We start from the raw sequence: 24,534 nt of genomic DNA, 5'->3' as shown, positions 1-24,534 counted from the left end.
GTGCTCACGGGCCCGGTAGCCGTGGCGCGCCCGAACCCGAGCTGCTGCCACTCCCGCACCGGACGCCGTGCCTCCGCGCCCCGCGCACCCTCTCGACCGGTGACGGCGGAACCACGCGGCGCGCGGGCCTATGCCCGTGCGCCGCGCCGTCGGCGTGATCGGAGGGTGGCCGTGGCGCGCCGGACCGCGGCCACCGGGCGGCTGCCGCGGCAGCGCAGCAGCACGGCCGACCACCGGGCCGCGCAGGCCCACCGGAGTCGGGCCGCGGAGCGCGGGGCGAACCGGGCACGCAGGCGCAGGGCGCGGCTCGCCGCGTCCCGCAGGCCGGACCGCACCAGCCGGACGTCCGCGGCGAGCCCGGTCGCCGGCAGCGGCTGCGGGGAGTAGAGGACCTGTTCCACCGCCGCCGCGACGCGCTGGGCGGCACCGGCGGCGTCCGGTTGCAGTTCCCCGACACGAATGATCCGGGCCGCCGCCTTGCGCGGGGTCAGCGACCGGTCCGGCAGGATGCCGAAGTCCCAGCCGGTGTCCAGTAGCTCCTGCCAGGCCGCGAGGGTGGCTGCCGCGCCGTCGCCGGCCGGTCCGCCGCCCGCCAGCCGCCGGGCGCGCGTGCGGGCCCGCCACAGCAGCGGTGTCGCGAGCAGCAGCACGGCGAGCAGCACCGCGGCCACCAGACCCACCAGCGGCCAGGGTGAGGGGCCGCCGCCCGACGCGCCGGATCCGGGCAGGGCGGGCGCCGCCAGGCACGCCGCGCCGACCCCTGCCCGGTGCTCCCCAGGGCCGCAGGACGGGCCCGCGGACGGCTCGGACGACGGGGCGGTGGACGGTACGGGCTCGGGGGTAGGGCTGCCGGGGTCGGTGGCGTGCGAGGTGTCCGGGTAGGCGTAGTCCGGGACGCTGCCGCGGCTCGGGGTCGGCTCGAAGCGGGTCCAGCCGATGCCCTGGAAGTACAGCTCGGGCCAGGCGTGCGCGTCCTTGAGGCCGACCGAGGTCGTGCCGTCGGGCTGCTTGGTGCCCGGCGTGAAGCCGACCGCGACCCGGGCCGGGATGCCCAGGGTGCGGGCCATCGCCGCCATCGAGAAGGAGAAGTGCACGCAGAAGCCCTGCTTGTCCTCCAGGAAACGGGCTATCGCCTCGGAGCCGCTGCCCGCCCGGACCTCGGTGTTGTAGCTGAAGCCGCCGTAGAGCGCGAACCAGTCCTGGAGCTTGACGGCCTTGGCGTACGCGGTCGTGGCGCCGCGGGTCACCTCGCGGGCGGTGGTGCGGACGACCGCGGGGAGGGCGGCCGGCACCTTGGTGTACTCGTGCAGTATCGCGGCCGGCGGCGGCGGGGCATCGGCCAACTGCTGGGCGGTGGGCCGCAGTTGGAGGCTCTCGACCTGGTATTGCAGGCCGTGGGTGTTCTGTCCGCGGTCGCCGACCAGCGTGCGGCCCTCGGGCTCGAAGCGCCAGCGGCCGGGGATGTCCACCTTGGACGCTGGGTACGGGAGGGGCAGCCAGTTCTGGGCGTACCACGGCGCGGTCGAGAGGGAGGTGTTGATCCGGGTGCTCGCCACCTCGGGGCTCAGGCCGACCGGGCGCGGCAGCTCGGCCGGGACGTCGGTGACCGTCCGCTCGGACGGCTTCCACGTCGTGCCGTCGAACTGGTCCAGCGCGACGATCCGCAGATACATCTCGCGGGTGTCGGCCGCGGTGGTGCGGTAGTTGAGGACCTCCCGGTCCTCCGGTTGGTTCAGGCTGTCCTGGAGCGAGACCAGCGGGTTGATCGCGGAGATGGTGCCGCCCCCGCCGCCCGGCCCGGCGACACCGGCGGCCGGGCCGAGCAGCCCGCCGCCCATGGACGGCAGCACGGCGGGCACCGCCAGCGCGATCCCCAGCGCCAGCGCGCCGATCCGGCGGCCCGTGCGGACCGGGACCGGCGTCGGCCCGCCGGCGAAGCCCGGCCGGCTCGTGCCCGTACCGCGGAAGACCCGGCCCCACTGGGAGAGGCGGTCGCGGCCCTCGGCGAGCAGAAGCAGCAGATAGCCGGCGGCGGCCACCAGGAACCACAGCCAGCCCGAGCCGCCCTGGGACAGCCCGGCCGCCACCGAATAGAGCGCGAGCAGCGGCAACCCGGCGGGTGCGGCGCTGCGGTAGGTGACCGCCAGCGCGTCCACGATCACGCCGATCAGCAGCACCCCGGCGACCAGCAGCAGCCGGATACCGGGGGTGACGGGGGCCGGGATGGCGTACCGGCCGACGTCGTGCACGCCCTCCTGCGCCAGGCGGCCGAACGCGGCGATGGCGTCCGGGCCCGGGAGCAGCCCGGCCACCGCCTGGTCGCGCGCGAACAGCACGGTCAGCAGCAGTACACCCGCCAGCAGCTGCGCGCCGATGGTCAGCGGTCCGGCCAGGGGGACCCGCCGGGCCAGTGCTCCCACGCCGGTCACCAGCGCGAGCAGGATCGCGGCCTGGAACATCCAGCTGATCGGATCCACCAGCGGCAGCAGCGTGCACGCGGCACACAGCGTCGCCACCATCGCGCACAGCGCCAGCCTCGCCCGGCCGCTCATGCTCCTGCCTCACTTCGTTCGGGAGCGCCGTTCACGCCCCACCTCCCGCAGTCCTGCCGGCCGGATCCGCTCCGGCCGCGGGCCCCGGCCCCGCTCCGGCCCGGTCCGTGGCCTGCCACAGCCCGGCCAGCGAAGCGCCGGGCTCCACCGGCAGCGCCGCCCAGCCCGCCTCGCGCAGCATCCGCAGCCGCTCGGCGACCGGTGTCTGCCCGTGGGAGAACCCGATCCCGCCGGGGCCGCGGGTCCACGCGTCGCCGTCCAGGACGAATGCGATCGCGGTACTGCCGTGGCGGCGTATCCGGCCGGCGACGGCCGCCTGCCGCTCGTCCAGGTCGCCGAAGAAGCCGATCAGCAGCCCTTCCGTGCCGCCGCGCAGCGCCTCGTACGCCGCGGCGAGGCCCTCCTCGTCGGAGTGCTCCACGATCGCGAGGCTGTCCAGCAGCAGGCCGGCGGTGTCGGCGGACCCGCTGCCGCCGCTGCCGGCCGGGCCGGGAACCGAGCTGCCGGTGTCGGTCAGCAGCCGCACCGAGAACCCCCGCTCCAGCAGGTGCAACGCGACCGAGGCGGCGCCGGCGACCGCCCATTCGAAGGCCGAGTCGGGCCCGGAGCCCTCGTGGGCGGCGGCCCGGGTGTCGAGCAGGACCGTGCAGCGGGCCTTCTGCGGCTGCTCCTCGCGGCGCACCATCAACTCGCCGTAGCGCGCGGTGGAGCGCCAGTGGACCCGGCGCAGATCGTCGCCGTACCGATAGCCGCGGGGGATGACGTCGTCCTCCCCGGCCAGCGCGAGCGAGCGGTGGCCGCCGTCCCCGTAGCCGGCGGCCTCGCCGGTCAGTCGGATCGCGGGCAGCGGTTCGACCCGGGGCACCACCGTCAGGGTGTCGGAGGCACTGAACGAGCGGGTCAGCTCGCACATGCCGAACGGGTCGGAGAGGCGCAGCTGCAGCGGGCCCAGCGGATACCGGCCGCGCAGGTCGGAGCGGACGCGATAGGACACCTCCCGCCGGCCGCCGGCCTCGACCCGGTCCAGGACGAAGCGGGGCCGCGGCCCGAGCACATACGGCACCCGGTCCTGGAGCATCAGCACTCCCGTGGGCAGCCGGGAGAGGTTCTCCATCCGCAGCCGGACGCGGGCCTCGGCGGCGGCGGAGACCCGGGCGGGGGAGAGGGTGCGGCTGCCCGAGACGCGGTAGCGGGTGCGGTGCAGGACCAGGACGCACACCAGCGGCAGCACCGCCAGCAGCAGACCGACCCGCAGCAGATCCGCCTGCCCGAGGAGATACGAGCACACCGCGGCGGCCAGCCCGGCGGCCAGGAACGACCGGCCGCGGGTCGTCAGCCCTCCGAGGGCCGAGCGCAGCCCGTCGGGCCCCGGGGTCCCCTCGCTCCCCCCGGCGGACATCACAGCTCCCGCGCGCCGGGCGGCTGCCGGCCGTGGACCTGCCGCCACTGCGGTGCGGACGGGTCCGGAACCGGGGTGCGCTGCACGATCTCCAGCACGACCTGCTCGGCCGTACGGCGGTTCAACTGGGCCTGGGCGGTGGGCAGCAGACGGTGCGCGAGCACCGCCGCCGCCAGCGACTGGACGTCGTCCGGCAGCGCGAACTCCCGCCCGGCCATGGCCGCCGCCGCCTTCGCGGCGCGCAGCAGATGCAGCGTCGCCCGCGGTGAGGCGCCCAGCCGCAGGTCCGGGTGGCTGCGGGTGGCCGCCACCAGGTCCACGGCGTATCTGCGCACCGGCTCCGCGACATGGACCGCGCGCACCGCCTCGGTCAGCTTCACGATCTCGTGGGCGTGCGCCACCGGTTGGAGGTCGTCCAGGGGGGAGGCGCCGCCGTGCACATCGAGCATCCGCAGCTCGGCCGCCGGGCTGGGATAGCCGATCGACACCCGCGCCATGAAGCGGTCGCGCTGCGCCTCGGGGAGCGGATAGGTGCCCTCCATCTCCACCGGGTTCTGCGTGGCGACCACCATGAAGGGGCTGGGCAGTTCGTACGTCTGCCCGTCCGTGGTGACCTGGCGCTCCTCCATGGACTCCAGGAGCGCCGACTGGGTCTTGGGAGAGGCGCGGTTGATCTCGTCGCCGATCACGATCTGGGCGAAGATCGCGCCCGGCTTGAACTCGAAGTCCTGCCGCTGCTGGTCGTAGACGCTGACGCCGGTGATGTCCGACGGCAGCAGGTCGGGGGTGAACTGGATGCGGCGCACCGAGCAGTCGATGGACCGCGCGAGCGCCTTGGCGAGCATCGTCTTGCCGACGCCCGGCACGTCCTCGATGAGCAGATGCCCCTCGGCCAGCAGGACGGTCAGCGCGAGCCGTACGACCTCCGGCTTGCCCTCGATCACACCCTCCACCGACCGGTGAACCCGCTCGGCGGTGCTGGTCAGATCGCTGAGGCTCGCTCGTTCGTCATACGTCGTCACTCGGCCCTCCTCGGCCCGTTCCACGGGTGGCCGACGCCCCCTTGACGGACCCGGCCCTCCCCGAACGTGCATCGTCCCCGACCGCGGCCGGGGCGATGTCACCTACGCATTCTTGCCGCCCGCGCGGCTTCGCGTCATGGCCTGTGGATAACTCACACCGTCGCGCCGGGCCTATCCGGGCAAGACGGACAATCCCCTGCCGGGGGAGGGGGGATCAGGCGGGATCGCCGCACGCCACGGCGGTCCCGCCCCGTGTCAGCTCCGCGGATCGATCTCCCGCAGCAGCCCCGTCGTCACGTCGAACACGAACCCGCGGACGTCGTCGGTGTGCGGCAGGAAGGGGGAGGTGCGCACCCGCTGCATGGACTGCCGGACGTCCTCGTCGAGGTCCTTGAACGCCTCGACCGCCCAGGTGGGCCGCTGCCCGACCTCGGCGGCCAGCTCGTGCCGGAAGTCCTCGGTCAGGCCCAGCAGGCCGCAGCCGGTGTGGTGGATCAGGACGACGGAGCGGGTGCCGAGCGCGCGCTGGCTGATCGTCAGGGAGCGGATGATGTCGTCGGTCACCACGCCGCCGGCGTTGCGGATGGTGTGGCAGTCGCCGAGCTCCAGGCCCAGCGCGGCGTGCAGGTCGATACGGGCGTCCATACAGGCCACCACGGCGACCTTGAGGACCGGCCGGGCGTCCATTCCGGGGTCGGTGAAGGCGGCGGCGTAACGCTGGTTCGCCTCGACGAGGCGGTCGGTGACGGTCTCGGAGGACGGGGGCAACGGCTGCGACGCAGGTATGGGCATGGATTCACGGTAATCGCCGGTGGCTTGTTCAGCGCTATGTGAGGGCGGGCATAGGGGGCAACATCACAGCTTGTGAGGTAGTCCACATGCGGGTTCGCGCCGGCGCTCCAGGGGTGACGAGGCCGCGCGTGGCGATGTCCGCACGCCCCCGGCAAGCCGTCGCGGGACGCGCGGAACCGGTTGATTGACCGGGGCGGCAGGTGGACTAAAGTGGCGCGAAGTGGGAGGCGTGACGCTCTCCTTAAGGATCCCGGATCCCTCGCGTGCGTGAAATCCGTACGTACGGTTCGGCCTCCTCCCGCTCCACGGTCATCCGACGTCTCTTCCCCGTCGCCGGAGGGCCACTTCCCCTTCAGAGCGGGCGGGGACCAAGCGGTACGTGCGGCAACCCCCCAGCCAACGGCCGGGGACCCACCTGCCGCACACCATCGGAAGGCATATGAGCGAGCGCAGCGAGCGAATCAGGAAAAGGTGCGCGCTCCGCGCATGCAGGCCCGCCGAGCGCAGCGAGGCCGCCGCATGAGCAACAACACTCGTCACGTACCCGTCATGCTCCAGCGCTGCCTGGACATGCTCGCCCCCGCGCTCGCCGAGCCCGGGGCGGTCGTCGTCGACTGCACCCTCGGCCTCGGCGGGCACAGCGAGGCGCTGCTCTCCGCCTTCCCCGAGGCCCGCCTCGTCGCCCTCGACCGCGACCCGGAGGCGCTGCGGCTCGCCGGGGAGCGGCTGGCCCCCTACGGTGACCGCGCCACCCTCGTGCACGCCGTCTACGACGAGCTTCCCCAGGTCCTCGCCCGGCTGGGGCTGCCGCGCGTCCAGGCCGTGCTGTTCGACCTCGGGGTCTCCTCGATGCAGCTCGACGAGGCCGAGCGCGGCTTCGCGTACGCCCAGGACGCCCCGCTGGACATGCGGATGGACCAGACGACCGGCATCAGCGCCGCCGACGTCCTCAACACCTACCCGCCCGGGGAGCTGGTCCGGATCCTGCGCTCCTACGGGGAGGAGAAGCAGGCCAAGCGGATCGTCTCGGCGGTGGTCCGCGAGCGGGCCAAGGAGCCGTTCGACAACAGCGCCCGGCTGGTCGAGCTGATCCGCGAGGCGCTGCCGCAGGCCGCCAAGCGCACCGGCGGCAACCCGGCCAAGCGCACCTTCCAGGCGCTGCGCATCGAGGTCAACGGTGAGCTGGCCTGCGTCGAACGGGCCGTCCCGGCCGCCGTGCAGGCGCTCGCCGTGGGCGGCCGGATCGCCGTGCTCTCCTACCACTCGCTGGAGGACCGGCTGGTCAAGCAGGTCTTCGCGGCCGGTGCGAGCAACACCGCGCCCCCCGGGCTGCCGGTCGTCCCCGAGCGCTACCAGCCCCGGCTGAAGCTGCTGACCCGCGGCGCCGAACTGCCCACGGAGGAGGAAGTCGCCGAGAACCGGCGCGCGGCCCCCGCCCGGCTGCGCGGCGCCGAGCGTATCCGCGAGGACATCGCGTGACACGCCAGGGGGGCCGGCCGCGCGGGAGGCAGCGCCTCGCCGCGCTGCTGCCCTCCGCCCCGCGGGGCGCGACGGCCGCGCGCACGCCCTTCGTGCTGCTCGTCGTGGTGCTCCTGGGGTCCGGGCTGATCGCCCTGCTGCTGCTCAACTCGGCGCTCAACCAAGGGTCGTTCGAACTCAGCAAGCTGGAGCGGAAGACCAGTGAGCTGACGGACGAGCAGCAGGCGCTCCAGCAGGAGGTGGACGGCTACTCCGCGCCGGACCAGCTGGCGCGCCGGGCCCGCAAGCTGGGCATGGTGCCCGGCGGCATCCCGGCCTTCCTGCTGCCGGACGGCACGGTCCGCGGCAAGCCGGGCGTGGCCGCGTCCGAGGGGGCGCCGCTGGCCGCGTCCGCCGGGCCGTCGCCGCTCGGCCCGTCCGGCGGGCCCCCGGCACCGGTCCCGCAGGCCGCGCCGGTCCCGGAGGCCGCGCGGATGCCGCTGGGCCCGCTCGCCCCCAGCAGCCCGGACGCCACCGCCTCCCCGGGCCCGATGGCCACCCCGGTGGTCCCGGCCGCCGTGCTCACCGACTCGCCGTCCCCGTCCGCATCCGCTTCGCGGGCCTCCGGACGCTCCGCCGCCCTCGCCCCGACGACCTCCGGCAGGTGACCCCGTGACGCCCGAGGCCGCACCCCCGTACGCCGCACCGGCCCCGCGGCCGTACGGCCGCGCCCCGCTCCCCGCCACCCCCGCGCACGCCCCGGAGACCGCGGTATGACCGAGCCCAGGGACCACCGCCGCGTCCCGCGTCCCGCCCGGCCCGGCAACGGGGCCGCTGCCCGTGGCGGGCGGCCCGCCGCCGGCCGGCGCCCCGCCCCCCGCCAGGGCACCTCCCGGTCCGGCGGCCCCCGGCCCCCCGCCGCGCGCCCCCGGCCGGTCGCCAACGCGCTCCGCCTGGGCAGCCCGCGCCCGCGGCTGCGGCTGGTCTCCTTGGCGCTGACGCTGGTGATGCTGGCCTTCGTCGTACGGCTCGTGCAGGTGCAGGCCGTGGACGCCGCGGCGTACGCCGCCAAGGCCAACGAGAACCGCTACGTCCCAGTCAAGCTGGCCGCCGCGCGCGGTGCGATCACCGACCGGGAGGGGGTGGACCTGGCCACCACCGTCGACGCGTACGACATCACCGCCGACCCGAGCCTGCTCGCCCCCGACAAGATCAAGATCAAGGACGCGCCGCAGCAGGCCGCCGCGCTGCTCGCGCCGATCCTCGGCGAGTCGCGGGACACGCTCACCGCGAAACTCGCCCATCCCAAGTCCCGATACGTGCTCCTCGCCCGGCAGCAGACCCCCCAGGTCTGGCGGCGGATCAAGGACCTGCGCAAGTCCCTGGACGCCAAGGCCGCCGCCGCTCCCAAGAGCGCGCCCCGGCCGGACGTCCTGGTCGGGATCTTCGCCGACAAGCACAGCAAGCGCGTCTACCCGGGCCACGACCTCGCCGCCGGCGTCCTCGGCTTCGTCGGCGGCAACGGCAAGGGCGCCGGCGGCCTGGAGGCCCGGCTCGACAAGGCACTGGCCGGCACGGACGGCAAGCTCGTCTACGCCCAGTCCGGCGGCCGGCGGGTGCCCACCGCCGACACCCAGGAGCACCCCGCCGTCCCCGGCACCGACGTCCAGCTGACCCTCGACCGCGACATCCAGTGGGCGGCTCAGCAGGCCATCGCCGACCAGGTCAGGAAGTCCCAGGCGGACCGCGGCTACGTCGTCGTCCAGGACACCCGCACCGGCGAGATCCTGGCGCTGGCCAACGCACCCGGATTCGACCCCAACAACGTCGCGAAGGCCAACCCGGAGGCGCTGGGCAACGCCGCCCTCACCGACGCCTTCGAGCCGGGCTCCACCAGCAAGCTGATGTCGATGGCCGCCGTCCTGGAGCAGGGCGTCGCGACCCCGTACACCCGGGTCACCGTGCCCAACCGGCTGCACCGCGGCGACCGGCTGTTCGCCGACGACGTCGACCACGCCACCTGGAACCTGACGCTCAACGGCGTCCTCGCCAAGTCCAGCAACATCGGCACGATCATGGCGGCCGGCCAGCTCGGCAAGACCCAGCCCCAGGCCAACCAGGTCCTCTACTCCTACCTGCGCAAGTTCGGCATCGGCCGGCCGACCGGCCTCGGCTTCCCCGGCGAGACGGACGGCATCCTGGCCAAACCGCAGGACTGGAACACCTCCCAGCAGTACACGATCCCGTTCGGCCAGGGCCTGTCCCTCAACGCGGTCCAGGCCGCCTCCGTCTACTCCACCATCGCCAACGGAGGCGAGCGGATCGCCCCCACCCTCGTCCGCGGCACCACCGGACCCGACGGCCGGTACGTACCGGCCGCCAAGCCCGCCAGGGACCGCGTGGTCAGCAGGAAGACCGCCGAGACGCTCGCCACCATGCTGGAATCGGTGGTGGACGACGAGGAGGGCACCGGAGCGAAGGCGAAGATCGACGGGTACCGCGTCGGCGGCAAGACCGGCACGTCCAACCGGGTGGACCCGAAGACCGGTCGCTACCACGGCTACACCGCCTCCTTCGCCGGCTTCGCGCCCGCCGACAAGCCCCGTATCACCGTCTACTGCGCCGTACAGAACCCCACCAAGGGCAGCTACTTCGGAGGCCAGGTCTGCGGCCCGGTTTTCCAGCAGGTCATGGCGTTCGCGCTGAAAACCCTCCAGGTCCCGCCGACCGGCGCCCCCGCCCCGCGACTGCCGGTCACGTTCAAGCCAGGCGAATGAAAACGAGGCAACACCGCCGTGACGACGATCACTCCCGACGGGCCGCACGAGCCCGGAAACAGAGCCCCGGCGAAGCCCTCTTTTCGCCCCGGGCCCGTTGTGCCCGGTACGCTCACCGCCGTGTCACAAGCTGATCAGTCCCAGAAAACCCAGCACGCGAAGAACGCGGAGAAGGACGGCCCCGGCAGATATCCGGGCGCGCCCCGACCCGAGCAGGTCCGCCCCACCCCCCTGGCCGACCTCGCCGAGCAGCTGGCGACCCCGGTACCGGCCGGCGCGTCCGCCGTCCAGGTCACCGGCATCACGCACGACTCCCGTGCGGTCCGCCCCGGCGACATCTACGCCGCGCTGCCCGGCGCCCGCCTGCACGGCGCCGACTTCGTCGCCCAGGCCGCCGACCTCGGCGCCGCCGCGATCCTGACCGACCCGTCGGGCGCCGAGCGGGCCGCCGCGACCGGCCTGCCGGTCCTGGCCGTCGACAACCCGCGCGGGCGGATGGGCGCCCTGGCCGTCTCGATCTACGGGGCACCGGGCGAGGACCTCCTCCAGATCGGCATCACCGGTACCTCCGGCAAGACCACCACCGCGTACCTCATCGAGGGCGGGCTGCGCGCGGCGCAGGCGGCCGAGGGCGGCGGCGGGCGACCGGCGGGCGGGCTGACCGGCCTGATCGGCACCGTGGAGACCCGGATCGGCGGCGAGCGGATCAAGTCCGAGCGCACCACCCCCGAGGCCACCGACCTCCAGGCGCTGTTCGCCGTGATGCGCGAACGCGGGGTCCGCGCGGTGGCGATGGAGGTCTCCAGCCACGCGCTGGTGCTCGGCCGGGTCGACGGCTGCGTCTTCGACGTCGCGATCTTCAACAACCTCAGCCCGGAGCACATGGAGTTCCACTCCGGCATGGAGGACTACTTCCAGGCCAAGGCCCAGCTCTTCACCCGGGCCCGCAGCCGGGCCGGCGTGGTCAACATCGACGACGAGTACGGCCGGCGGCTGGCCGCCGGCGAAGCCGAGGTCCCGGTCACCACCTTCTCCGCGGAGGGCCACCCGGACGCGGACTGGCGCGCCGGTGACGTCGAGGTCGGCACCCTCGGCTCGACCTTCACCGTGCACGGCCCCGGGGGCCAGAAGGTGCGCGCCGCCTCCCCCATCGCCGGCCCGTTCAACGTCGCCAACGCGCTCGCCGCGATCGTCTCGCTGGTCGTCGCCGGCATCGACCCGCAGACCGCCGCCGACGGCGTCGCCGCGGTCCCCGGCGTCCCCGGCCGGCTGGAGCGGGTGGACGCCGGCCAGCCGTATCTCGCGGTCGTCGACTACGCCCACAAGACCGACGCGGTCGAATCGGTTCTGCGCGCCCTGCGGAAGGTCACCACCGGAAAGCTGCACGCCGTTCTCGGCTGCGGCGGCGACCGCGACCCGCACAAGCGCGTCCCCATGGGCGCCGCGGTGGCCCGCCTCGCCGACACGGCCGTCCTGACCTCCGACAACCCGCGCAACGAGGACCCGCTCGCGATCCTGGCCACCATGCTGGCGGGCGCCGCGGAGGTGCCGGTCCACGAACGGGGCACGGTGCTGGTCGAGGAGGAGCGGGCCGCCGCCATCGCCGCCGCCGTCGCCCGCGCCGAGCCGGGCGACACCGTGATCGTCGCGGGCAAGGGCCACGAGCAGGGCCAGGACATCGCCGGAGTGGTCCGGCCCTTCGACGACCGCCAGGTGCTGCGCGCTGCGATCGAATCCGCGATGGCAGCGCAGAAGTCGCAGCAGTCACAGCAGCCGAACCACCAGGGATGACACACCGCCATGCGCGCACAATCCTCTTGTTGGAACTTCCTGCACGGCTCCGGGGGTGACCTGTGATCTCCCTGTCGCTCGCCGAGATCGCGAGCATCGTCGGCGGACAGCAGCACGACATACCGGACCCGGGCCGCGAGGTCACCGGGCCGGTCGTGGCGGACTCCCGTGAGGTCCGTCCCGGTGGCCTGTTCGTGGCCTTCGCCGGTGAGCGCGTCGACGGCCACGACTTCGCCGCCGGCGCGGTGGAGGCCGGCGCCGCGGCGGTGCTCGCCGCCCGCCCGGTCGGCGTCCCGGCGATCGTCGTCGACGACGTCGTCGCCGCTCTCGGCGCTCTGGCCCGCGCCGTCGTCGAGCGGCTGGGCACCACCGTCGTCGGTCTCACCGGCTCGGCCGGCAAGACCAGCACCAAGGACCTGATCGCCCAGCTCCTCCAGCGGCACGGCCCCACCGTGTGGCCGGAAGGCAACCTCAACAACGAGATCGGGCTGCCCCTCACCGCGCTCCGCGCCGACGCCGCCACCCGCCATCTCGTCCTGGAGATGGGTGCCCGCGGCGTCGGCCACATCCGCTACCTCGCCGAGCTGACCCCGCCCCGGGTCGGCGTGGTCCTCAACGTCGGCACCGCGCACATCGGCGAGTTCGGGGGCCGCGAGCAGATCGCCGAGGCGAAGGGCGAACTCGTCGAGGCGCTGCCGGCGGCCGAGGACGGCGGTGTGGCGGTGCTCAACGCCGACGATCCGTACGTCCGTGCCATGGCCTCCCGTACGAAGGCCCGTACGGTCCTCTTCGGCGAGGCCGAGGACGCCGCCGTACGTGCCGCGAATGTCCGGCTCAACGGCCTCGGACAGCCCTCCTTCACGCTTCACACACCCTCCGGGTGCAGCGATGTGACCATGCGGCTGTACGGTGAGCACCACGTGTCGAACGCGCTCGCCGCGGCCGCCGTCGCCCACGAGTTGGGCATGCCCGTAGACGAGATCGCCACCGCGCTCTCCGAAGCCGGCACGCTCTCCCGCTGGCGGATGGAGGTCACCGAGCGCGCGGACGGCGTGACGGTCGTCAACGACGCCTACAACGCGAACCCCGAGTCCATGCGAGCGGCGCTGCGTGCGCTGGTCGCCATGGGCGCCGCCGGCAAGGCGGAGGGCGGTCGTACGTGGGCGGTGCTCGGTGAGATGGCCGAGCTGGGCGGGGAGTCACTCGCCGAACACGACGCGGTCGGGCGGCTGGTCGTCCGGCTCAACGTCAGCAAGCTCGTGGCGGTCGGCGGCAGGGAAGCGGCCTGGCTCGACATGGGCGCCAAGAACGAGGGTTCGTGGGGTGAGGAGTCGGTGCACGTGTCCGACACGCGGGCGGCGGTCGACCTGTTGCGCAGGGAGCTGCGACCGGGAGACGTCGTGCTGGTGAAGGCGTCCAGGTCGGTGGGCCTGGAGCGGGTGGCCGCGGCATTGCTGGCCGACGAGGGCGTGTCCGGCGCTGAGGGCGGAGCCGCGTCCCGATGAACTCGATGAAGCAGATCCTCTTCTCCGGAATGATCGGGCTCTTCCTGACCCTGATCGGCACCCCCCTGCTGATCAAGCTGCTGGCCAAGAAGGGGTACGGGCAGTTCATCCGCGATGACGGCCCCCGCACCCACGGCAGCAAGAAGGGCACGCCCACCATGGGCGGCATCTCCTTCATCCTGGCCACGATCATCGCGTACGTCGTCACGAAGGTGATCACCTCCAGCGATCCGACCTTCTCCGGCGTGCTGGTGCTCTTCCTCTTCGCCGGTATGGGCCTGGTCGGCTTCCTCGACGACTACATCAAGATCGTCAAGCAGCGCTCGCTGGGCCTGCGGGCGAAGGCGAAGATGGCCGGCCAGCTGATCGTCGGCATCGCCTTCGCGGTGCTCTCGCTCCAGTTCGCCGACCTCCGCGGCCAGACCCCCGCCTCGGACCGGCTGTCCTTCACCCAGGACTTCGGCTGGCAGATCGGCCCGGTGCTGTTCGTCATCTGGGCACTGTTCATGATCCTGGCGATGTCCAACGGCGTGAACCTCACCGACGGCCTCGACGGCCTGGCCACCGGCGCCTCGGTGATGGTCTTCGGCGCGTACACCTTCATCGGCATCTGGCAGCACCAGGAGTCCTGCGCCAACCTGATCACCGCGGGACCCGGCTGCTACGAAGTACGAGATCCCCTCGACCTCGCGGTCGTCGCCTCCGCCCTGATGGGAGCCTGCTTCGGCTTCCTGTGGTGGAACACCTCACCCGCCAAGATCTTCATGGGCGACACCGGCTCGCTGGCCCTGGGCGGCGCGCTCGCCGGTCTGGCGATCTGCTCCCGCACGGAGCTGCTGCTGGCCATCCTCGGCGGCCTCTTCGTCCTGATCACCATGTCCGTGGTCATTCAGGTCGGATCCTTCCGGCTCACCGGCAAGCGGGTCTTCCGCATGGCGCCACTACAGCACCACTTCGAACTGAAGGGGTGGTCCGAAGTCCTTGTGGTGGTCCGGTTCTGGATCATCCAGGGCATGTGCGTGATCGTCGGCCTGGGCATCTTCTACGGCGGCTGGCAGGCGTCGAAGTGACCGGGAACGAGCCGCAGGACTCCCACGACTTCGCGCGGATGCACATCACCGTGGCCGGTCTCGGCGTGAGCGGCGTCCCCGCCGCCCGCGCCCTGGCCGGCCTCGGCGCCCGCGTGACCGTCGTCAACAGCAGCGACGGCGAGCGCGAACGGGCCCAGGCGGCCGAGCTGGAGAAGCTCGGCGCGACCGTCCGGCTCGGCGACGGGGACACCCTCCCTGAGGGCACCGAACTGGTCGTCACCACCCCCGGGTGGAAGCCGACCAGCCCGCTCTTCCTGGCGGCCGAGAAGGCCGGCGTCCCGGTATGGGGCGATGTCGAACTGGCCTGGCGGCTGCGCGGCCGGGACGGCGGGAAAGCCGCGCCCTGGCTGGCGGTCACTGGCACCAACGGCAAGACCACCACCGTCCAGATGCTGGCCTCGATCCTGAAGGCGGCCGGTCTGCGGACCGCCGCCGTCGGCAACATCGGCGTCCCGCTGGTCGACGTGGTGCTCGGCGAGGGCCGGGAGGACGCCACGTCCTACGACGTCCTCGCCGTCGAGCTCTCCAGCTACCAGCTGCACTGGGCACCCTCCGTACGGGCGCACTCCGCGGCCGTCCTCAACCTCGCCCCGGACCACCTGGACTGGCACGGCTCCATGGAGGCGTACGCCGCCGCCAAGGGCCGGATCTACGAGGGCAACACCGTCGCCTGCGTCTACAACGTCGCCGACCCGGTGACCGAGGACCTGGTCCGGGCCGCCGACGTCGAGGAGGGCTGCCGCGCGATCGGCTTCACCCTCGGCGCCCCGGGCCCCTCCCAACTGGGCGTCGTCGAGGGCATCCTCGTCGACCGCGCCTTCGTCGAGGACCGGCACCGGCAGGCGCAAGAACTCGCCGAGGTCTCGGACATCACGCCCGCGGCCCCGCACAACATCGCCAACGCCCTCGCCGCGGCGGCGCTGGCCCGCGCCTTCGGCGTCCCGGCCACCGCGGTACGCGACGGGCTGCGCGCCTTCCACCCGGACGCGCACCGCATCCAGCACATCGCGGACATCGCCGGCGTCAGCTACATCGACGACTCCAAGGCCACCAACACCCACGCCGCCGAGGCGTCGTTGGCGGCGTACGAGCACATCGTGTGGATCGCCGGCGGACTGGCCAAGGGCGCGACCTTCGACGAGCTGGTGCGCAAGTCCGCCGAGCGGCTGCGCGCAGTGGTCCTCATCGGCGCCGACCGGGCGCTGATTCGCGAAGCCCTGGTGCGACACGCCCCTGATGTCCCCGTGGTCGACCTCGACCGGACCGACACTGGGGCGATGTCCGAGGCCGTACGGGAAGCGACCCGGCTGGCCGAGACCGGCGACACGGTGCTGCTGGCGCCGGCCTGCGCCTCGATGGACATGTTCGTCAATTACAACAAGCGGGGTGACGCCTTCGCCGACGCGGTGGGCGAACTGGCCGCCAACGGTCACTAGACGTTTCTCCCCGCTGCCGTCGCTGCCGGCGGCGAGCGCACCCGTGGAGGGGACGAGGATGACCGCCCGATCGGCGAGACCGGCGCAGTCGCGCCCGGTACGCCGGACCCCCGCGACGGTGCGCCCGCCGCGCGGCAGCCGGACCCCCGGCGGCCCGCGCGGGCTCCACGCCCGCGCACGGCGGGCCTGGGACCGCCCGCTGACCGCCTACTACCTCATCCTCGGCGGCAGCCTGCTGATCACCGTCCTCGGACTGGTGATGGTCTACTCGGCGTCCCAGATCAAGGCCCTCCAGTCCGGTCTGGCGCCGTCGTACTTCTTCCGCAAACAGCTGCTGGCGGCGGTCCTCGGCGGCGGGCTGATGCTGCTCGGCGCCCGTATGCCGGTCCGGCGGCACCGGGCGCTCGCCTACCCGCTGCTCGCCGGCTCGGTGTTCCTGCTGGGCATGGTGCAGATTCCGGGCATCGGGGTATCGGTCAACGGCAACCAGAACTGGATCAGCCTCGGCGGGCCTTTCCAGATGCAACCGAGCGAGTTCGCCAAGATCGCGCTGGTCCTGTGGGCCGCGGACCTGCTGGCCCGCAAACAGGAGAAGAAACTCCTGACACAGTGGAAGCACCTGCTGGTTCCGCTGACGCCGGTGACCTTTCTCCTGCTCGGGCTGATCATGCTCGGCGGGGACATGGGCACCACGATCATCCTCACCGCGATCCTCTTCGGACTGCTGTGGCTGGCCGGCGCCCCGACCCGGCTGTTCTCGGGGGTACTGGGCGCCGCGACCGTGCTCGGCGCGCTGCTGATCAAGACCAGCGCGCACCGGATGTCCCGGCTCGCCTGCATCGCCGCCACCGATCCGGGCCCCGGCGACCAATGCTGGCAGGCCGTCCACGGCATCTACGCGCTGGCCTCCGGCGGGCTCTTCGGTTCCGGGCTCGGGGCGAGTATGGAAAAATGGGGAGAACTCCCTGAACCGCACACCGACTTCATTTTCGCCATCACCGGGGAGGAACTGGGTCTGGCGGGGACGCTGTCGGTGCTCGCCCTCTTCGCGGCTCTAGGCTATGCGGGTATCCGCGTGGCCGGACGCACGGAGGACCCCTTCGTACGGTACGCAGCGGGAGGCGTGACCACCTGGATCATGGCCCAGGCCGTGATCAACATGGGTGCGGTGCTCGGCCTGTTGCCGATCGCCGGTGTTCCGCTCCCGTTGTTCTCCTACGGGGGCTCCGCCCTGCTGCCGACGATGTTCGCCGTCGGGCTGCTGATCGCCTTCGCGCGTGACGAGCCCGCCGCGCGGGCGACACTGGCCGCGCTGGCGAAGCGGAAGCCGGTTTTCGGCAGAAGACCGGCCAGGCTGAGATGGAAGACGATGAGACGGCGCCTCAAGAAGCGGCCGTCCGGAGAGCGGTGAATTTCGGTGCATGTCGTACTCGCCGGTGGGGGGACCGCCGGCCACATCGAGCCCGCGCTCGCCCTCGCGGACGCCCTGCGGAGGCAGGACCCGACCGTGGGGATCACGGCACTGGGCACGGAGAAGGGCCTGGAGACCCGCCTCGTCCCCGAGCGCGGCTACGAGCTCGGCCTGATCCCGGCGGTACCGCTGCCCCGTAAGCCCACCCCCGAACTGATCACCGTCCCCGGGCGGCTGCGCGGCACGATCAAGGCCGCCGAGCAGATTCTGGAGCGCACCAAGGCGGACTGCGTCGTCGGCTTCGGCGGCTACGTGGCGCTGCCCGGCTATCTGGCCGCCAAGCGGCTCGGGGTGCCGATCGTCGTGCACGAGGCCAACGCCCGCCCCGGCCTGGCCAACAAGATCGGCTCGCGGTACGCCACCTTCGTCGCCGTCAGCACCCCGGACAGCAAGCTGCGCGGAGCCCGCTACGTCGGGATCCCGCTGCGCCGCACCATCGCGACCCTGGACCGCGCCGCGGTCCGTCCCGAGGCGCGCGCCGCCTTCGGCCTGGATCCCAACCTCCCGACCCTGCTGGTCTCCGGCGGTTCCCAGGGCGCCCGCCGGCTCAACGAGGTCATCCAGGCCGCGGTCCCGGCGCTCCAGCGCTCCGGCATCCAGGTGCTGCACGCGGTCGGCCCGAAGAACGAACTGCCGCACGTGGACAACATGCCCGGGATGCCACCCTATGTCCCGGTACCGTACGTGGACCGGATGGATCTCGCGTACGCCGCGGCCGACATGATGCTCTGCCGCGCGGGCGCGATGACCGTCGCCGAGTTGTCCGCCGTCGGGCTCCCGGCCGCCTTCGTCCCGCTGCCCATCGGCAACGGCGAGCAGCGGCTCAACGCCCAGCCGCTGGTCAACGCCGGCGGGGGCCTGCTGGTCGACGACGCCCAGCTGACCCCGGAGTGGGTGCAGGGCAATGTGCTCCCGGTCCTGGCCGATCCACACCGGCTGTACGAGATGTCCCGCGCGGCCTCGGAGTTCGGCCGCAGGGACGCCGACGAGCTGCTGGTCGGCATGGTGTACGAGGCGATCGAGCGGCGCAACAAGTAGCGAACGAGAGAAGGCGGAGAGCGTGGCCGGACCGACCACCGCCAGGCGCGGCGAGAAGAAGTCAGCGTCCGGCCCGCCCGCTTCTCCGCCGTCGCGTTTCGGGCGCTTCCGGTTGTCGCGCCTGGGGCTGCGTCGGCCGGGCCGGCGCGGTGTGATCATCATTGCGGTACTCGCCGTGCTGCTGGGCGGGTTCGGCGCCTGGGCCCTCTACGGCTCGGACTGGGTCCGGCTGGAGCACGTCAAGGCCACCGGTACCGACGTTCTGACACCGGACGAGGTCGTCGCCGCGGCGGCCGCCCCGATGAATTCGCCGCTCGTCTCGGTGGACACCGGCGCGCTGGAGCGCCGGCTCCGGGCGAAGCTGCCGCGTATCAAAACCGTTGACGTCAGCCGTTCCTGGCCGCACACCCTCGGGCTGAAAGTGACCGAAAGGACCCCGGAACTGCTGCTGCAAACGGACGGAAAGTTTGTGGAAGTGGACGGTGAAGGCGTTCGTTTCGCCACCGTGAGCACCGCGCTCAAGGGTGTTCCGCTTCTGGAAATGACCGCTTCCGACTCCCCGAGCCTGCACCGGTTCGGAACGGACCGATTGCTGCGTGCCGCGGTCGGCGTCGCCCGGGAGCTCCCGGCGGCCGTGCGCAAGGGCGTCCGCCAGCTCCACGTCAGGTCGTACGATTCCGTGACCGTCGAACTCGCAGACGGCCGCACGGTGATGTGGGGCAGTCCCGACGAGGGCGCCGAGAAGGCGAAGGTGCTGGCCGCGCTGCTGAAAGCGGCACGTGACGCGCGCCACTTCGACATCTCGGTTCCCAGCGCCCCTGCGGTGTCGGGGAGTTGACGTACGTAGCCGCAGGCCAGCACCCTGGATGGCTACGACTATGGGTGATCACATAGGGTGAAAAGAAAAACGGGAGGTTCGGCGTGTTCGTTGAACGCGCGCGCCTTGTCGACTTAGTGTCTCGTTCCAAAGGGACCAGGGAACCAGGAACGCAGGCACAGTAACCCTAAACTTCAGGGTTAGGGTTCGGCTCGGCAAAACGGACCGTCCCTTCGGCATCAGTCGGCGTCCACACGCAATGTGCGGCGACGACACGTAAATCGAGGCGAGAGGCCTTCGACGTGGCAGCACCGCAGAACTACCTCGCAGTCATCAAGGTCGTCGGCATCGGCGGCGGTGGCGTGAACGCCATCAACCGGATGATCGAGGTCGGGCTCAAGGGCGTCGAGTTCATCGCGATCAACACCGATGCGCAGGCGTTGCTGATGAGCGACGCCGACGTCAAGCTCGACGTCGGCCGCGAAATGACCCGCGGACTCGGCGCCGGCGCCAACCCGGACGTGGGCCGCAAGGCGGCCGAGGACCACCGCGAGGAGATCGAGGAGGTCCTCAAGGGGGCCGACATGGTCTTCGTGACCGCGGGCGAGGGCGGCGGCACCGGCACCGGCGGTGCCCCGGTCGTCGCCAACATCGCCCGCTCGCTGGGGGCCCTGACGATCGGTGTGGTCACCCGGCCGTTCACCTTCGAGGGGCGCCGTCGCGCCAACCAGGCGGAGGACGGCATCGCCAGCCTCCGCGAAGAGGTCGACACCCTCATCGTGATCCCCAACGACCGGCTCCTGTCCATCTCGGACCGCCAGGTGAGCGTGCTCGACGCGTTCAAGTCCGCGGACCAGGTGCTGCTGTCGGGTGTCCAGGGCATCACCGACCTGATCACGACCCCGGGCCTGATCAACCTCGACTTCGCCGACGTCAAGTCCGTGATGTCGGAGGCCGGCTCGGCACTCATGGGCATCGGCTCGGCGCGCGGCGACGACCGCGCGGTGGCCGCCGCGGAGATGGCGATCTCCTCGCCGCTCCTGGAGGCGTCCATCGACGGCGCCCGCGGTGTGCTGCTCTCCATCTCCGGCGGCTCCGACCTCGGGCTCTTCGAGATCAACGAGGCGGCGCAACTGGTCAGCGAGGCCGCGCACCCGGAAGCCAACATCATCTTCGGCGCGGTCATCGACGACGCGCTGGGCGACGAGGTCCGGGTCACCGTCATCGCCGCGGGTTTCGACGGCGGTCAGCCGCCGGCCCGCCGCGACGCGCAGCAGACCGCGATGCCGGCCCCGAAGCGCGAGGAGCCCACACCGGCCCCCAGCCGTTCGGTCGCGCCCCCGGCCGAGCCGCGCACGGCGGCCTTCGGCGGTCTCGGCGCGGTCCCGCCCGTACGGGACGAGGCCCCGGTCACCTCCGAGACCTCGTCGCTGGGCGAGGTTGCGGCCTCGCCGGCCGGCGGTCCCTCGGTTCCTCCGGCCCGTCCGTCGTACTCGGACTCCGCGGCCGAGGAACTGGACGTCCCCGACTTCCTGAAGTGACCGAAGCACTGAAGTGATAGGGCAACAGCACCACGAGAGCGGCGCGCACTTCGCCTTCACCGACAGGTGGGGCGGGGTGAGCGCCGCTCCGTATGAGCAGCTCAATCTGGGCGGCGCGGTCGGCGACGACCCCGCCGCGGTCGGCGTCAACCGCGCACTCGCCGCGAGGGAACTCGGCCTCGACCCGGCCGCGGTGGTCTGGATGAACCAGGTCCACGGCCGGGACGTGGCGGTGGTCGACGGACCCTGGCGGGACGCCGACATCCCCTGCGTGGACGCGGTGGTGACCGCGCGTCGGGGTCTGGCGCTGGCCGTGCTGACCGCCGACTGCACACCGGTCCTGCTCGCCGACCCGGTGGCCGGGGTCGCGGGCGCCGCGCACGCCGGCCGGCCGGGCCTCGTTGCCGGGGTCGTCCCGGCGGCCGTCGCGGCGATGGTCGGGCTGGGCGCCGAGCCGTCCCGGATCCTCGCGTACACCGGGCCCGCGGTCTGCGGGCGCTGTTACGAGGTGCCGGAGGCGATGCGCGCGGAGGTCGCCTCGGTGGTCCCGGAGGCGTGGTCGACGACCAGCTGGGGGACTCCGTCGGTGGACGTCACCACGGGCGTCCGGGCCCAACTCGCCGCCGTCGGCGTGCGGTTGCGTGAGGATTCCCACATCTGCACCCGGGAGTCGGCGGACCACTTCTCTTATCGGCGGGACCGTACGACGGGGCGGCTCGCGAGCTACGTCTGGCTCGGGGACGGCCCCGGCCCGAGGCCGGGAGGGGCTGCGCTGTGACGGACGACCGGAGAACGCAGCTGGCCGACAACCTGGCGCGGGTGGAGGATCGTATCTCCACAGCCTGCGCCAAGGCCGGTCGGCCGCGAGGCGAGGTGACGCTGATCGTCGTCACCAAGACCTATCCCGCGAGCGACGTCCGGCTTCTCGCGGAGCTGGGAGTGCGTCAGGTCGCGGAAAACCGCGATCAGGAGGCGGCAGGCAAAGCGGCTGAATGTGCTGATTTGCCGCTGACTTGGCACTTTGTTGGTCAATTGCAGACCAATAAAGTGCGGTCTGTTGCCCGTTACGCCGGGATTGTCCAGTCGATCGACCGGCTCCGGCTCGTCACCGCGCTGTCGCGGGAGGCGGTGCGCGCCGAGCGGGAGCTGGGCTGTCTGATCCAGGTGGCACTTGACGTCGAGCCCGGTCGGGCCAGACGGGACACCGCCGATCGCGGCGGTGTGTCACCGGAGGGTGTGGCCGAACTCGGCGACGCGATCGCGGCGGCCCAAGGGCTGCGGCTGGACGGTGTGATGACGGTCGCACCGCTGGCCGGCCCGTATGCCGGACGCCAACTCGCTGCTTTCGAGCGGTTGGTGGAAATCTCATCCGACCTGCGCGCGACCCATCCTGCTGCCAACATGGTGTCAGCAGGTATGAGTGCGGACCTCGAAGACGCCGTTGCGGCCGGAGCGACACATGTGCGCGTCGGCACTGCGGTACTCGGAGTCCGACCACGGCTCGGGTAACGTCGCCAAGCAAGTCGGACCACAGCACAAAATATGGTCATTCCCGCAAAAAGCGGGTAGGCCGCGTGGATCCAAGGCCCCCGGTTACGGAGCCGATCCACCACAGAGCGGAGGACGCAGAGAATGGCCGGCGCGATGCGCAAGATGGCGGTCTACCTCGGCCTCGTGGAGGACGATGGGTACGACGGCCGGGGGTTCGACCCCGACGACGAGTTCGAGCCCGAGCTTGACCCGGAGCCCGACCGGGTGCGACGGCAACAGCATCAAGTGCCCGCCGAAACGCGCCCGGAACGGGAGGAACCGGTCCGCGCCGCCACGCCTCCTGCGCAGCGTGAACCCGCTCCGCTCGCCGCGGAAAGCGGACGACCCGCGCGTATCGCCCCCGTGGCATCCATCACACCCGACCGTCCGAATCTGGAGAAGAACGCACCGGTGATCATGCCCAAGGTTGTGTCCGAGCGGGAGCCGTACCGCATCACCACACTGCACCCCCGGACCTACAACGAAGCCCGTACCATCGGGGAACACTTCCGTGAGGGCACTCCGGTGATCATGAATCTCACGGAGATGGACGACACCGACGCGAAGCGACTTGTCGACTTTGCGGCCGGTCTGGTCTTCGGACTGCACGGCAGCATTGAGCGGGTGACGCAGAAGGTGTTCCTGTTGTCGCCTGCTAACGTCGATGTCACGGCGGAGGACAAGGCCCGTATCGCAGAGGGCGGGTTCTTCAACCAGAGCTGAGACGCACCACCGGGCACACCAAGGCCATAAGGTCAGCACAGGAGCAAGGGGAGAGGGACGCGCGGGATGAGTATCGCTGGTCAGGTGATCTATATCGCGCTGTACTGCTTCCTGATCGTGCTGATCTTCCGGCTGGTGATGGACTATGTCTTCCAGTTCGCCCGTTCATGGCAACCCGGCAAGGCGATGGTGGTGATTCTTGAGGCCACCTACACTGTCACCGATCCGCCACTCAAGCTTCTGCGGCGGGTCATTCCGCCGCTGCGTCTCGGGGGCGTGGCGCTCGACCTGTCCTTCTTCGTATTGATGATCATCGTCTACATCCTGATCACCGTCGTGAGGTCGGTGTTGTTGGTGTGAACGATACGGTCTTGCCGATTGCCGACGACTACGTTGAGGTGAAGTAGAGATGCCGTTGACCCCCGAGGACGTGCGGAACAAGCAGTTCACGACCGTCCGCCTCCGAGAAGGCTATGACGAGGACGAGGTCGATGCCTTCCTCGATGAGGTCGAAGCCGAACTGACCCGCCTGCTGCGGGAGAACGAGGACCTGCGCGCCAAGCTGGCCGCCGCCACTCGTGCCGCCGCGCAGAACCAGCAGCAGGGTCTGCGCAAGGGTCCCGACCAGCAGCAGGAGCAGCAGCAGAGGCCGGGGGCTCCTGTGCCCGCCGCCATATCCGGTCCGCAGCCGGTCCCGCCGCAGCAGCAGGGGATGGGTGGCCCGCCCCAACTGCCTGGTGGTGCACCGCAGCTGCCGCCCGGTCCCGGTGGCCACGGCCCGCAGGGCCCGCACGGTCCTGGTCCGATGGGCCCCAACGGTCCGATGGGTGGCCCGCTGGGCGGCCCCGGCGGACCGCAGCAGCTGCCGCAGGCGGCCCCGCAGCAGGGCGGCCCCGGCGGTGACAGTGCGGCGCGCGTGTTGTCGCTGGCGCAGCAGACCGCCGACCAGGCGATCGCGGAGGCCCGTTCCGAGGCCAACAAGATCGTCGGCGAGGCGCGCAGCCGCGCCGAGGGCCTGGAGCGGGACGCCCGCGCCAAGGCTGACGCGCTGGAGCGGGACGCGCAGGAGAAGCACCGCGTGGCGATGGGGTCGCTGGAGTCGGCCCGCGCGACGCTGGAGCGCAAGGTCGAGGACCTGCGCGGCTTCGAGCGCGAGTACCGCACCCGCCTGAAGTCGTACCTGGAGAGCCAGCTGCGCCAGCTGGAGAACCAGGCCGACGACTCGCTGGCCCCGCCGCGGACCCCGGCGACCGCTTCGCTGCCGCCGTCCCCGTCGATGGCGTCGGCCGGTGCGGGCACCATGGGCGGCAACCACACCATGGGTGGCGGCATGGGTGGCACCATGGGCGGCAACCAGTCCCTGGGCGGCACCATGGGCGGCAACCACTCGATGGGCAGCCCGTCCAGCGGCGGTCCGTCCTACGGCGGGCAGCAGCAGATGTCGCCGGCGATGACCCAGCCGATGGCACCGGTGCGGCCGCAGGGCCCGTCGCCGATGCAGCAGACGCCGTCGCCGATGCGCGGCTTCCTCATCGACGAGGACGACAACTGACGCCCGAGCGGCACGCGTAGTCGGCAATCAGGGCCGGGG

The 24,534-nt window shown here is 72.1% G+C and carries 20 protein-coding genes; 16 read left to right on the top strand and 4 right to left on the bottom strand.

Annotation, left to right across the window (positions count from 1 at the left end):
• Positions 1–128: 128 nt before the first annotated feature.
• The 4 genes from ACO1BR_RS01400 to ACO1BR_RS01385 form a co-directional block, all read right to left on the bottom strand.
• Positions 129–2,552: a transglutaminaseTgpA domain-containing protein gene (locus ACO1BR_RS01400; RefSeq protein ID WP_426793155.1), complete on the bottom strand. Its 2,424-nt coding sequence runs from the start codon at positions 2,550–2,552 to the stop codon at positions 129–131.
• A 31-nt stretch (positions 2,553–2,583) separates the two neighbouring features.
• The gene (locus tag ACO1BR_RS01395) at positions 2,584–3,951 is read right to left on the bottom strand and encodes a DUF58 domain-containing protein (protein ID WP_426793154.1); all 1,368 of its coding nucleotides are present in this window, start codon (positions 3,949–3,951) and stop codon (positions 2,584–2,586) included.
• Positions 3,951–4,973: an AAA family ATPase gene (locus tag ACO1BR_RS01390; protein ID WP_426793153.1), complete on the bottom strand. Its 1,023-nt coding sequence runs from the start codon at positions 4,971–4,973 to the stop codon at positions 3,951–3,953. Before ACO1BR_RS01390 ends, ACO1BR_RS01395 begins: the two co-directional genes overlap by 1 nt.
• A 255-nt stretch (positions 4,974–5,228) precedes the next feature.
• Entirely contained in the window at positions 5,229–5,765 is a 537-nt protein-coding gene (locus ACO1BR_RS01385) for a beta-class carbonic anhydrase (protein WP_426793152.1), read from the bottom strand.
• A 519-nt stretch (positions 5,766–6,284) separates the two neighbouring features.
• Between ACO1BR_RS01385 and rsmH the strand changes: the two genes are divergently transcribed.
• The 16 genes from rsmH (at position 6,285) to ACO1BR_RS01305 (ending at position 24,495) form a co-directional block, all read left to right on the top strand.
• Positions 6,285–7,244: a 16S rRNA (cytosine(1402)-N(4))-methyltransferase RsmH gene (rsmH, locus tag ACO1BR_RS01380; protein ID WP_426793151.1), complete on the top strand. Its 960-nt coding sequence runs from the start codon at positions 6,285–6,287 to the stop codon at positions 7,242–7,244.
• The gene (locus tag ACO1BR_RS01375; RefSeq protein ID WP_426793150.1) at positions 7,241–7,891 is read left to right on the top strand and encodes a septum formation initiator family protein; all 651 of its coding nucleotides are present in this window, start codon (positions 7,241–7,243) and stop codon (positions 7,889–7,891) included. The genes rsmH and ACO1BR_RS01375 overlap by 4 nt, the downstream gene beginning before the upstream one ends.
• 105 nt (positions 7,892–7,996) lie before the next feature.
• Positions 7,997–10,000 carry a peptidoglycan D,D-transpeptidase FtsI family protein gene (locus ACO1BR_RS01370; RefSeq protein ID WP_426793149.1) on the top strand — a complete coding sequence of 668 codons (2,004 nt, stop codon included), beginning with the start codon at positions 7,997–7,999 and terminating at the stop codon, positions 9,998–10,000.
• Between the two features lie 18 nt (positions 10,001–10,018).
• Entirely contained in the window at positions 10,019–11,791 is a 1,773-nt protein-coding gene (locus ACO1BR_RS01365; RefSeq protein WP_426793148.1) for a UDP-N-acetylmuramoyl-L-alanyl-D-glutamate--2,6-diaminopimelate ligase, read from the top strand.
• 62 nt (positions 11,792–11,853) lie between these two features.
• Complete coding sequence (locus tag ACO1BR_RS01360; RefSeq protein ID WP_426793147.1) at positions 11,854–13,296, top strand: UDP-N-acetylmuramoyl-tripeptide--D-alanyl-D-alanine ligase; 1,443 nt, start codon at positions 11,854–11,856, stop codon at positions 13,294–13,296.
• Positions 13,297–13,301: 5 nt separating this feature from the next.
• The gene (gene mraY / locus ACO1BR_RS01355; RefSeq protein ID WP_426793328.1) at positions 13,302–14,366 is read left to right on the top strand and encodes a phospho-N-acetylmuramoyl-pentapeptide-transferase; all 1,065 of its coding nucleotides are present in this window, start codon (positions 13,302–13,304) and stop codon (positions 14,364–14,366) included.
• A 38-nt stretch (positions 14,367–14,404) separates the two neighbouring features.
• Positions 14,405–15,823, top strand: a complete 1,419-nt coding sequence (gene murD / locus ACO1BR_RS01350) for a UDP-N-acetylmuramoyl-L-alanine--D-glutamate ligase (RefSeq protein ID WP_426793327.1) — start codon at positions 14,405–14,407, stop codon at positions 15,821–15,823.
• A gap of 58 nt (positions 15,824–15,881) precedes the next feature.
• Positions 15,882–17,234: a putative lipid II flippase FtsW gene (gene ftsW / locus ACO1BR_RS01345; RefSeq protein ID WP_426793146.1), complete on the top strand. Its 1,353-nt coding sequence runs from the start codon at positions 15,882–15,884 to the stop codon at positions 17,232–17,234.
• A gap of 6 nt (positions 17,235–17,240) precedes the next feature.
• The gene (murG, locus tag ACO1BR_RS01340) at positions 17,241–18,332 is read left to right on the top strand and encodes an undecaprenyldiphospho-muramoylpentapeptide beta-N-acetylglucosaminyltransferase (protein ID WP_159504319.1); all 1,092 of its coding nucleotides are present in this window, start codon (positions 17,241–17,243) and stop codon (positions 18,330–18,332) included.
• A 22-nt stretch (positions 18,333–18,354) separates the two neighbouring features.
• A complete protein-coding gene (locus ACO1BR_RS01335) occupies positions 18,355–19,170 on the top strand; it encodes a cell division protein FtsQ/DivIB (RefSeq protein WP_426793145.1) in 816 nt (271 codons plus the stop codon).
• Between the two features lie 281 nt (positions 19,171–19,451).
• The gene (gene ftsZ, locus ACO1BR_RS01330) at positions 19,452–20,690 is read left to right on the top strand and encodes a cell division protein FtsZ (protein ID WP_426793144.1); all 1,239 of its coding nucleotides are present in this window, start codon (positions 19,452–19,454) and stop codon (positions 20,688–20,690) included.
• Positions 20,691–20,703: 13 nt separating this feature from the next.
• Positions 20,704–21,468 (top strand): peptidoglycan editing factor PgeF, encoded by a 765-nt coding sequence (gene pgeF / locus ACO1BR_RS01325; RefSeq protein WP_426793143.1) that lies wholly within the window; start codon positions 20,704–20,706, stop codon positions 21,466–21,468.
• Positions 21,465–22,199 carry a YggS family pyridoxal phosphate-dependent enzyme gene (locus ACO1BR_RS01320; RefSeq protein ID WP_426793142.1) on the top strand — a complete coding sequence of 245 codons (735 nt, stop codon included), beginning with the start codon at positions 21,465–21,467 and terminating at the stop codon, positions 22,197–22,199. Before pgeF ends, ACO1BR_RS01320 begins: the two co-directional genes overlap by 4 nt.
• Before the next feature lie 123 nt (positions 22,200–22,322).
• On the top strand, positions 22,323–22,943 hold the full coding sequence (locus tag ACO1BR_RS01315) for a cell division protein SepF (RefSeq protein ID WP_426793141.1): 621 nt from the start codon (positions 22,323–22,325) through the stop codon (positions 22,941–22,943).
• Positions 22,944–23,009: 66 nt separating this feature from the next.
• Entirely contained in the window at positions 23,010–23,303 is a 294-nt protein-coding gene (locus ACO1BR_RS01310) for a YggT family protein (RefSeq protein WP_043263943.1), read from the top strand.
• Positions 23,304–23,352: 49 nt separating this feature from the next.
• Positions 23,353–24,495: a DivIVA domain-containing protein gene (locus tag ACO1BR_RS01305; RefSeq protein WP_426793140.1), complete on the top strand. Its 1,143-nt coding sequence runs from the start codon at positions 23,353–23,355 to the stop codon at positions 24,493–24,495.
• Positions 24,496–24,534: the final 39 nt, after the last annotated feature.

The sequence above is a fragment of the Streptomyces sp. YGL11-2 genome, from assembly GCF_050054615.1.
Lineage (GTDB): Bacteria > Actinomycetota > Actinomycetes > Streptomycetales > Streptomycetaceae > Streptomyces.
This window is presented reverse-complemented; position numbering and strand designations above follow the sequence as displayed.

Coding starts and splice junctions, on each gene's coding strand:
- ACO1BR_RS01385 (WP_426793152.1), bottom strand. CDS start 5,765: ATGCCCATACCTGCGTCGCAGCCGTTGCCCCCGTCCTCCGAGACCGTC.
- ACO1BR_RS01315 (WP_426793141.1), top strand. CDS start 22,323: ATGGCCGGCGCGATGCGCAAGATGGCGGTCTACCTCGGCCTCGTGGAG.
- ACO1BR_RS01370 (WP_426793149.1), top strand. CDS start 7,997: ATGACCGAGCCCAGGGACCACCGCCGCGTCCCGCGTCCCGCCCGGCCC.
- ACO1BR_RS01305 (WP_426793140.1), top strand. CDS start 23,353: ATGCCGTTGACCCCCGAGGACGTGCGGAACAAGCAGTTCACGACCGTC.
- rsmH (WP_426793151.1), top strand. CDS start 6,285: ATGAGCAACAACACTCGTCACGTACCCGTCATGCTCCAGCGCTGCCTG.
- ftsW (WP_426793146.1), top strand. CDS start 15,882: ATGACCGCCCGATCGGCGAGACCGGCGCAGTCGCGCCCGGTACGCCGG.
- ACO1BR_RS01400 (WP_426793155.1), bottom strand. CDS start 2,552: ATGAGCGGCCGGGCGAGGCTGGCGCTGTGCGCGATGGTGGCGACGCTG.
- murD (WP_426793327.1), top strand. CDS start 14,405: ATGCACATCACCGTGGCCGGTCTCGGCGTGAGCGGCGTCCCCGCCGCC.
- ACO1BR_RS01310 (WP_043263943.1), top strand. CDS start 23,010: ATGAGTATCGCTGGTCAGGTGATCTATATCGCGCTGTACTGCTTCCTG.
- mraY (WP_426793328.1), top strand. CDS start 13,302: ATGAAGCAGATCCTCTTCTCCGGAATGATCGGGCTCTTCCTGACCCTG.
- ACO1BR_RS01395 (WP_426793154.1), bottom strand. CDS start 3,951: ATGTCCGCCGGGGGGAGCGAGGGGACCCCGGGGCCCGACGGGCTGCGC.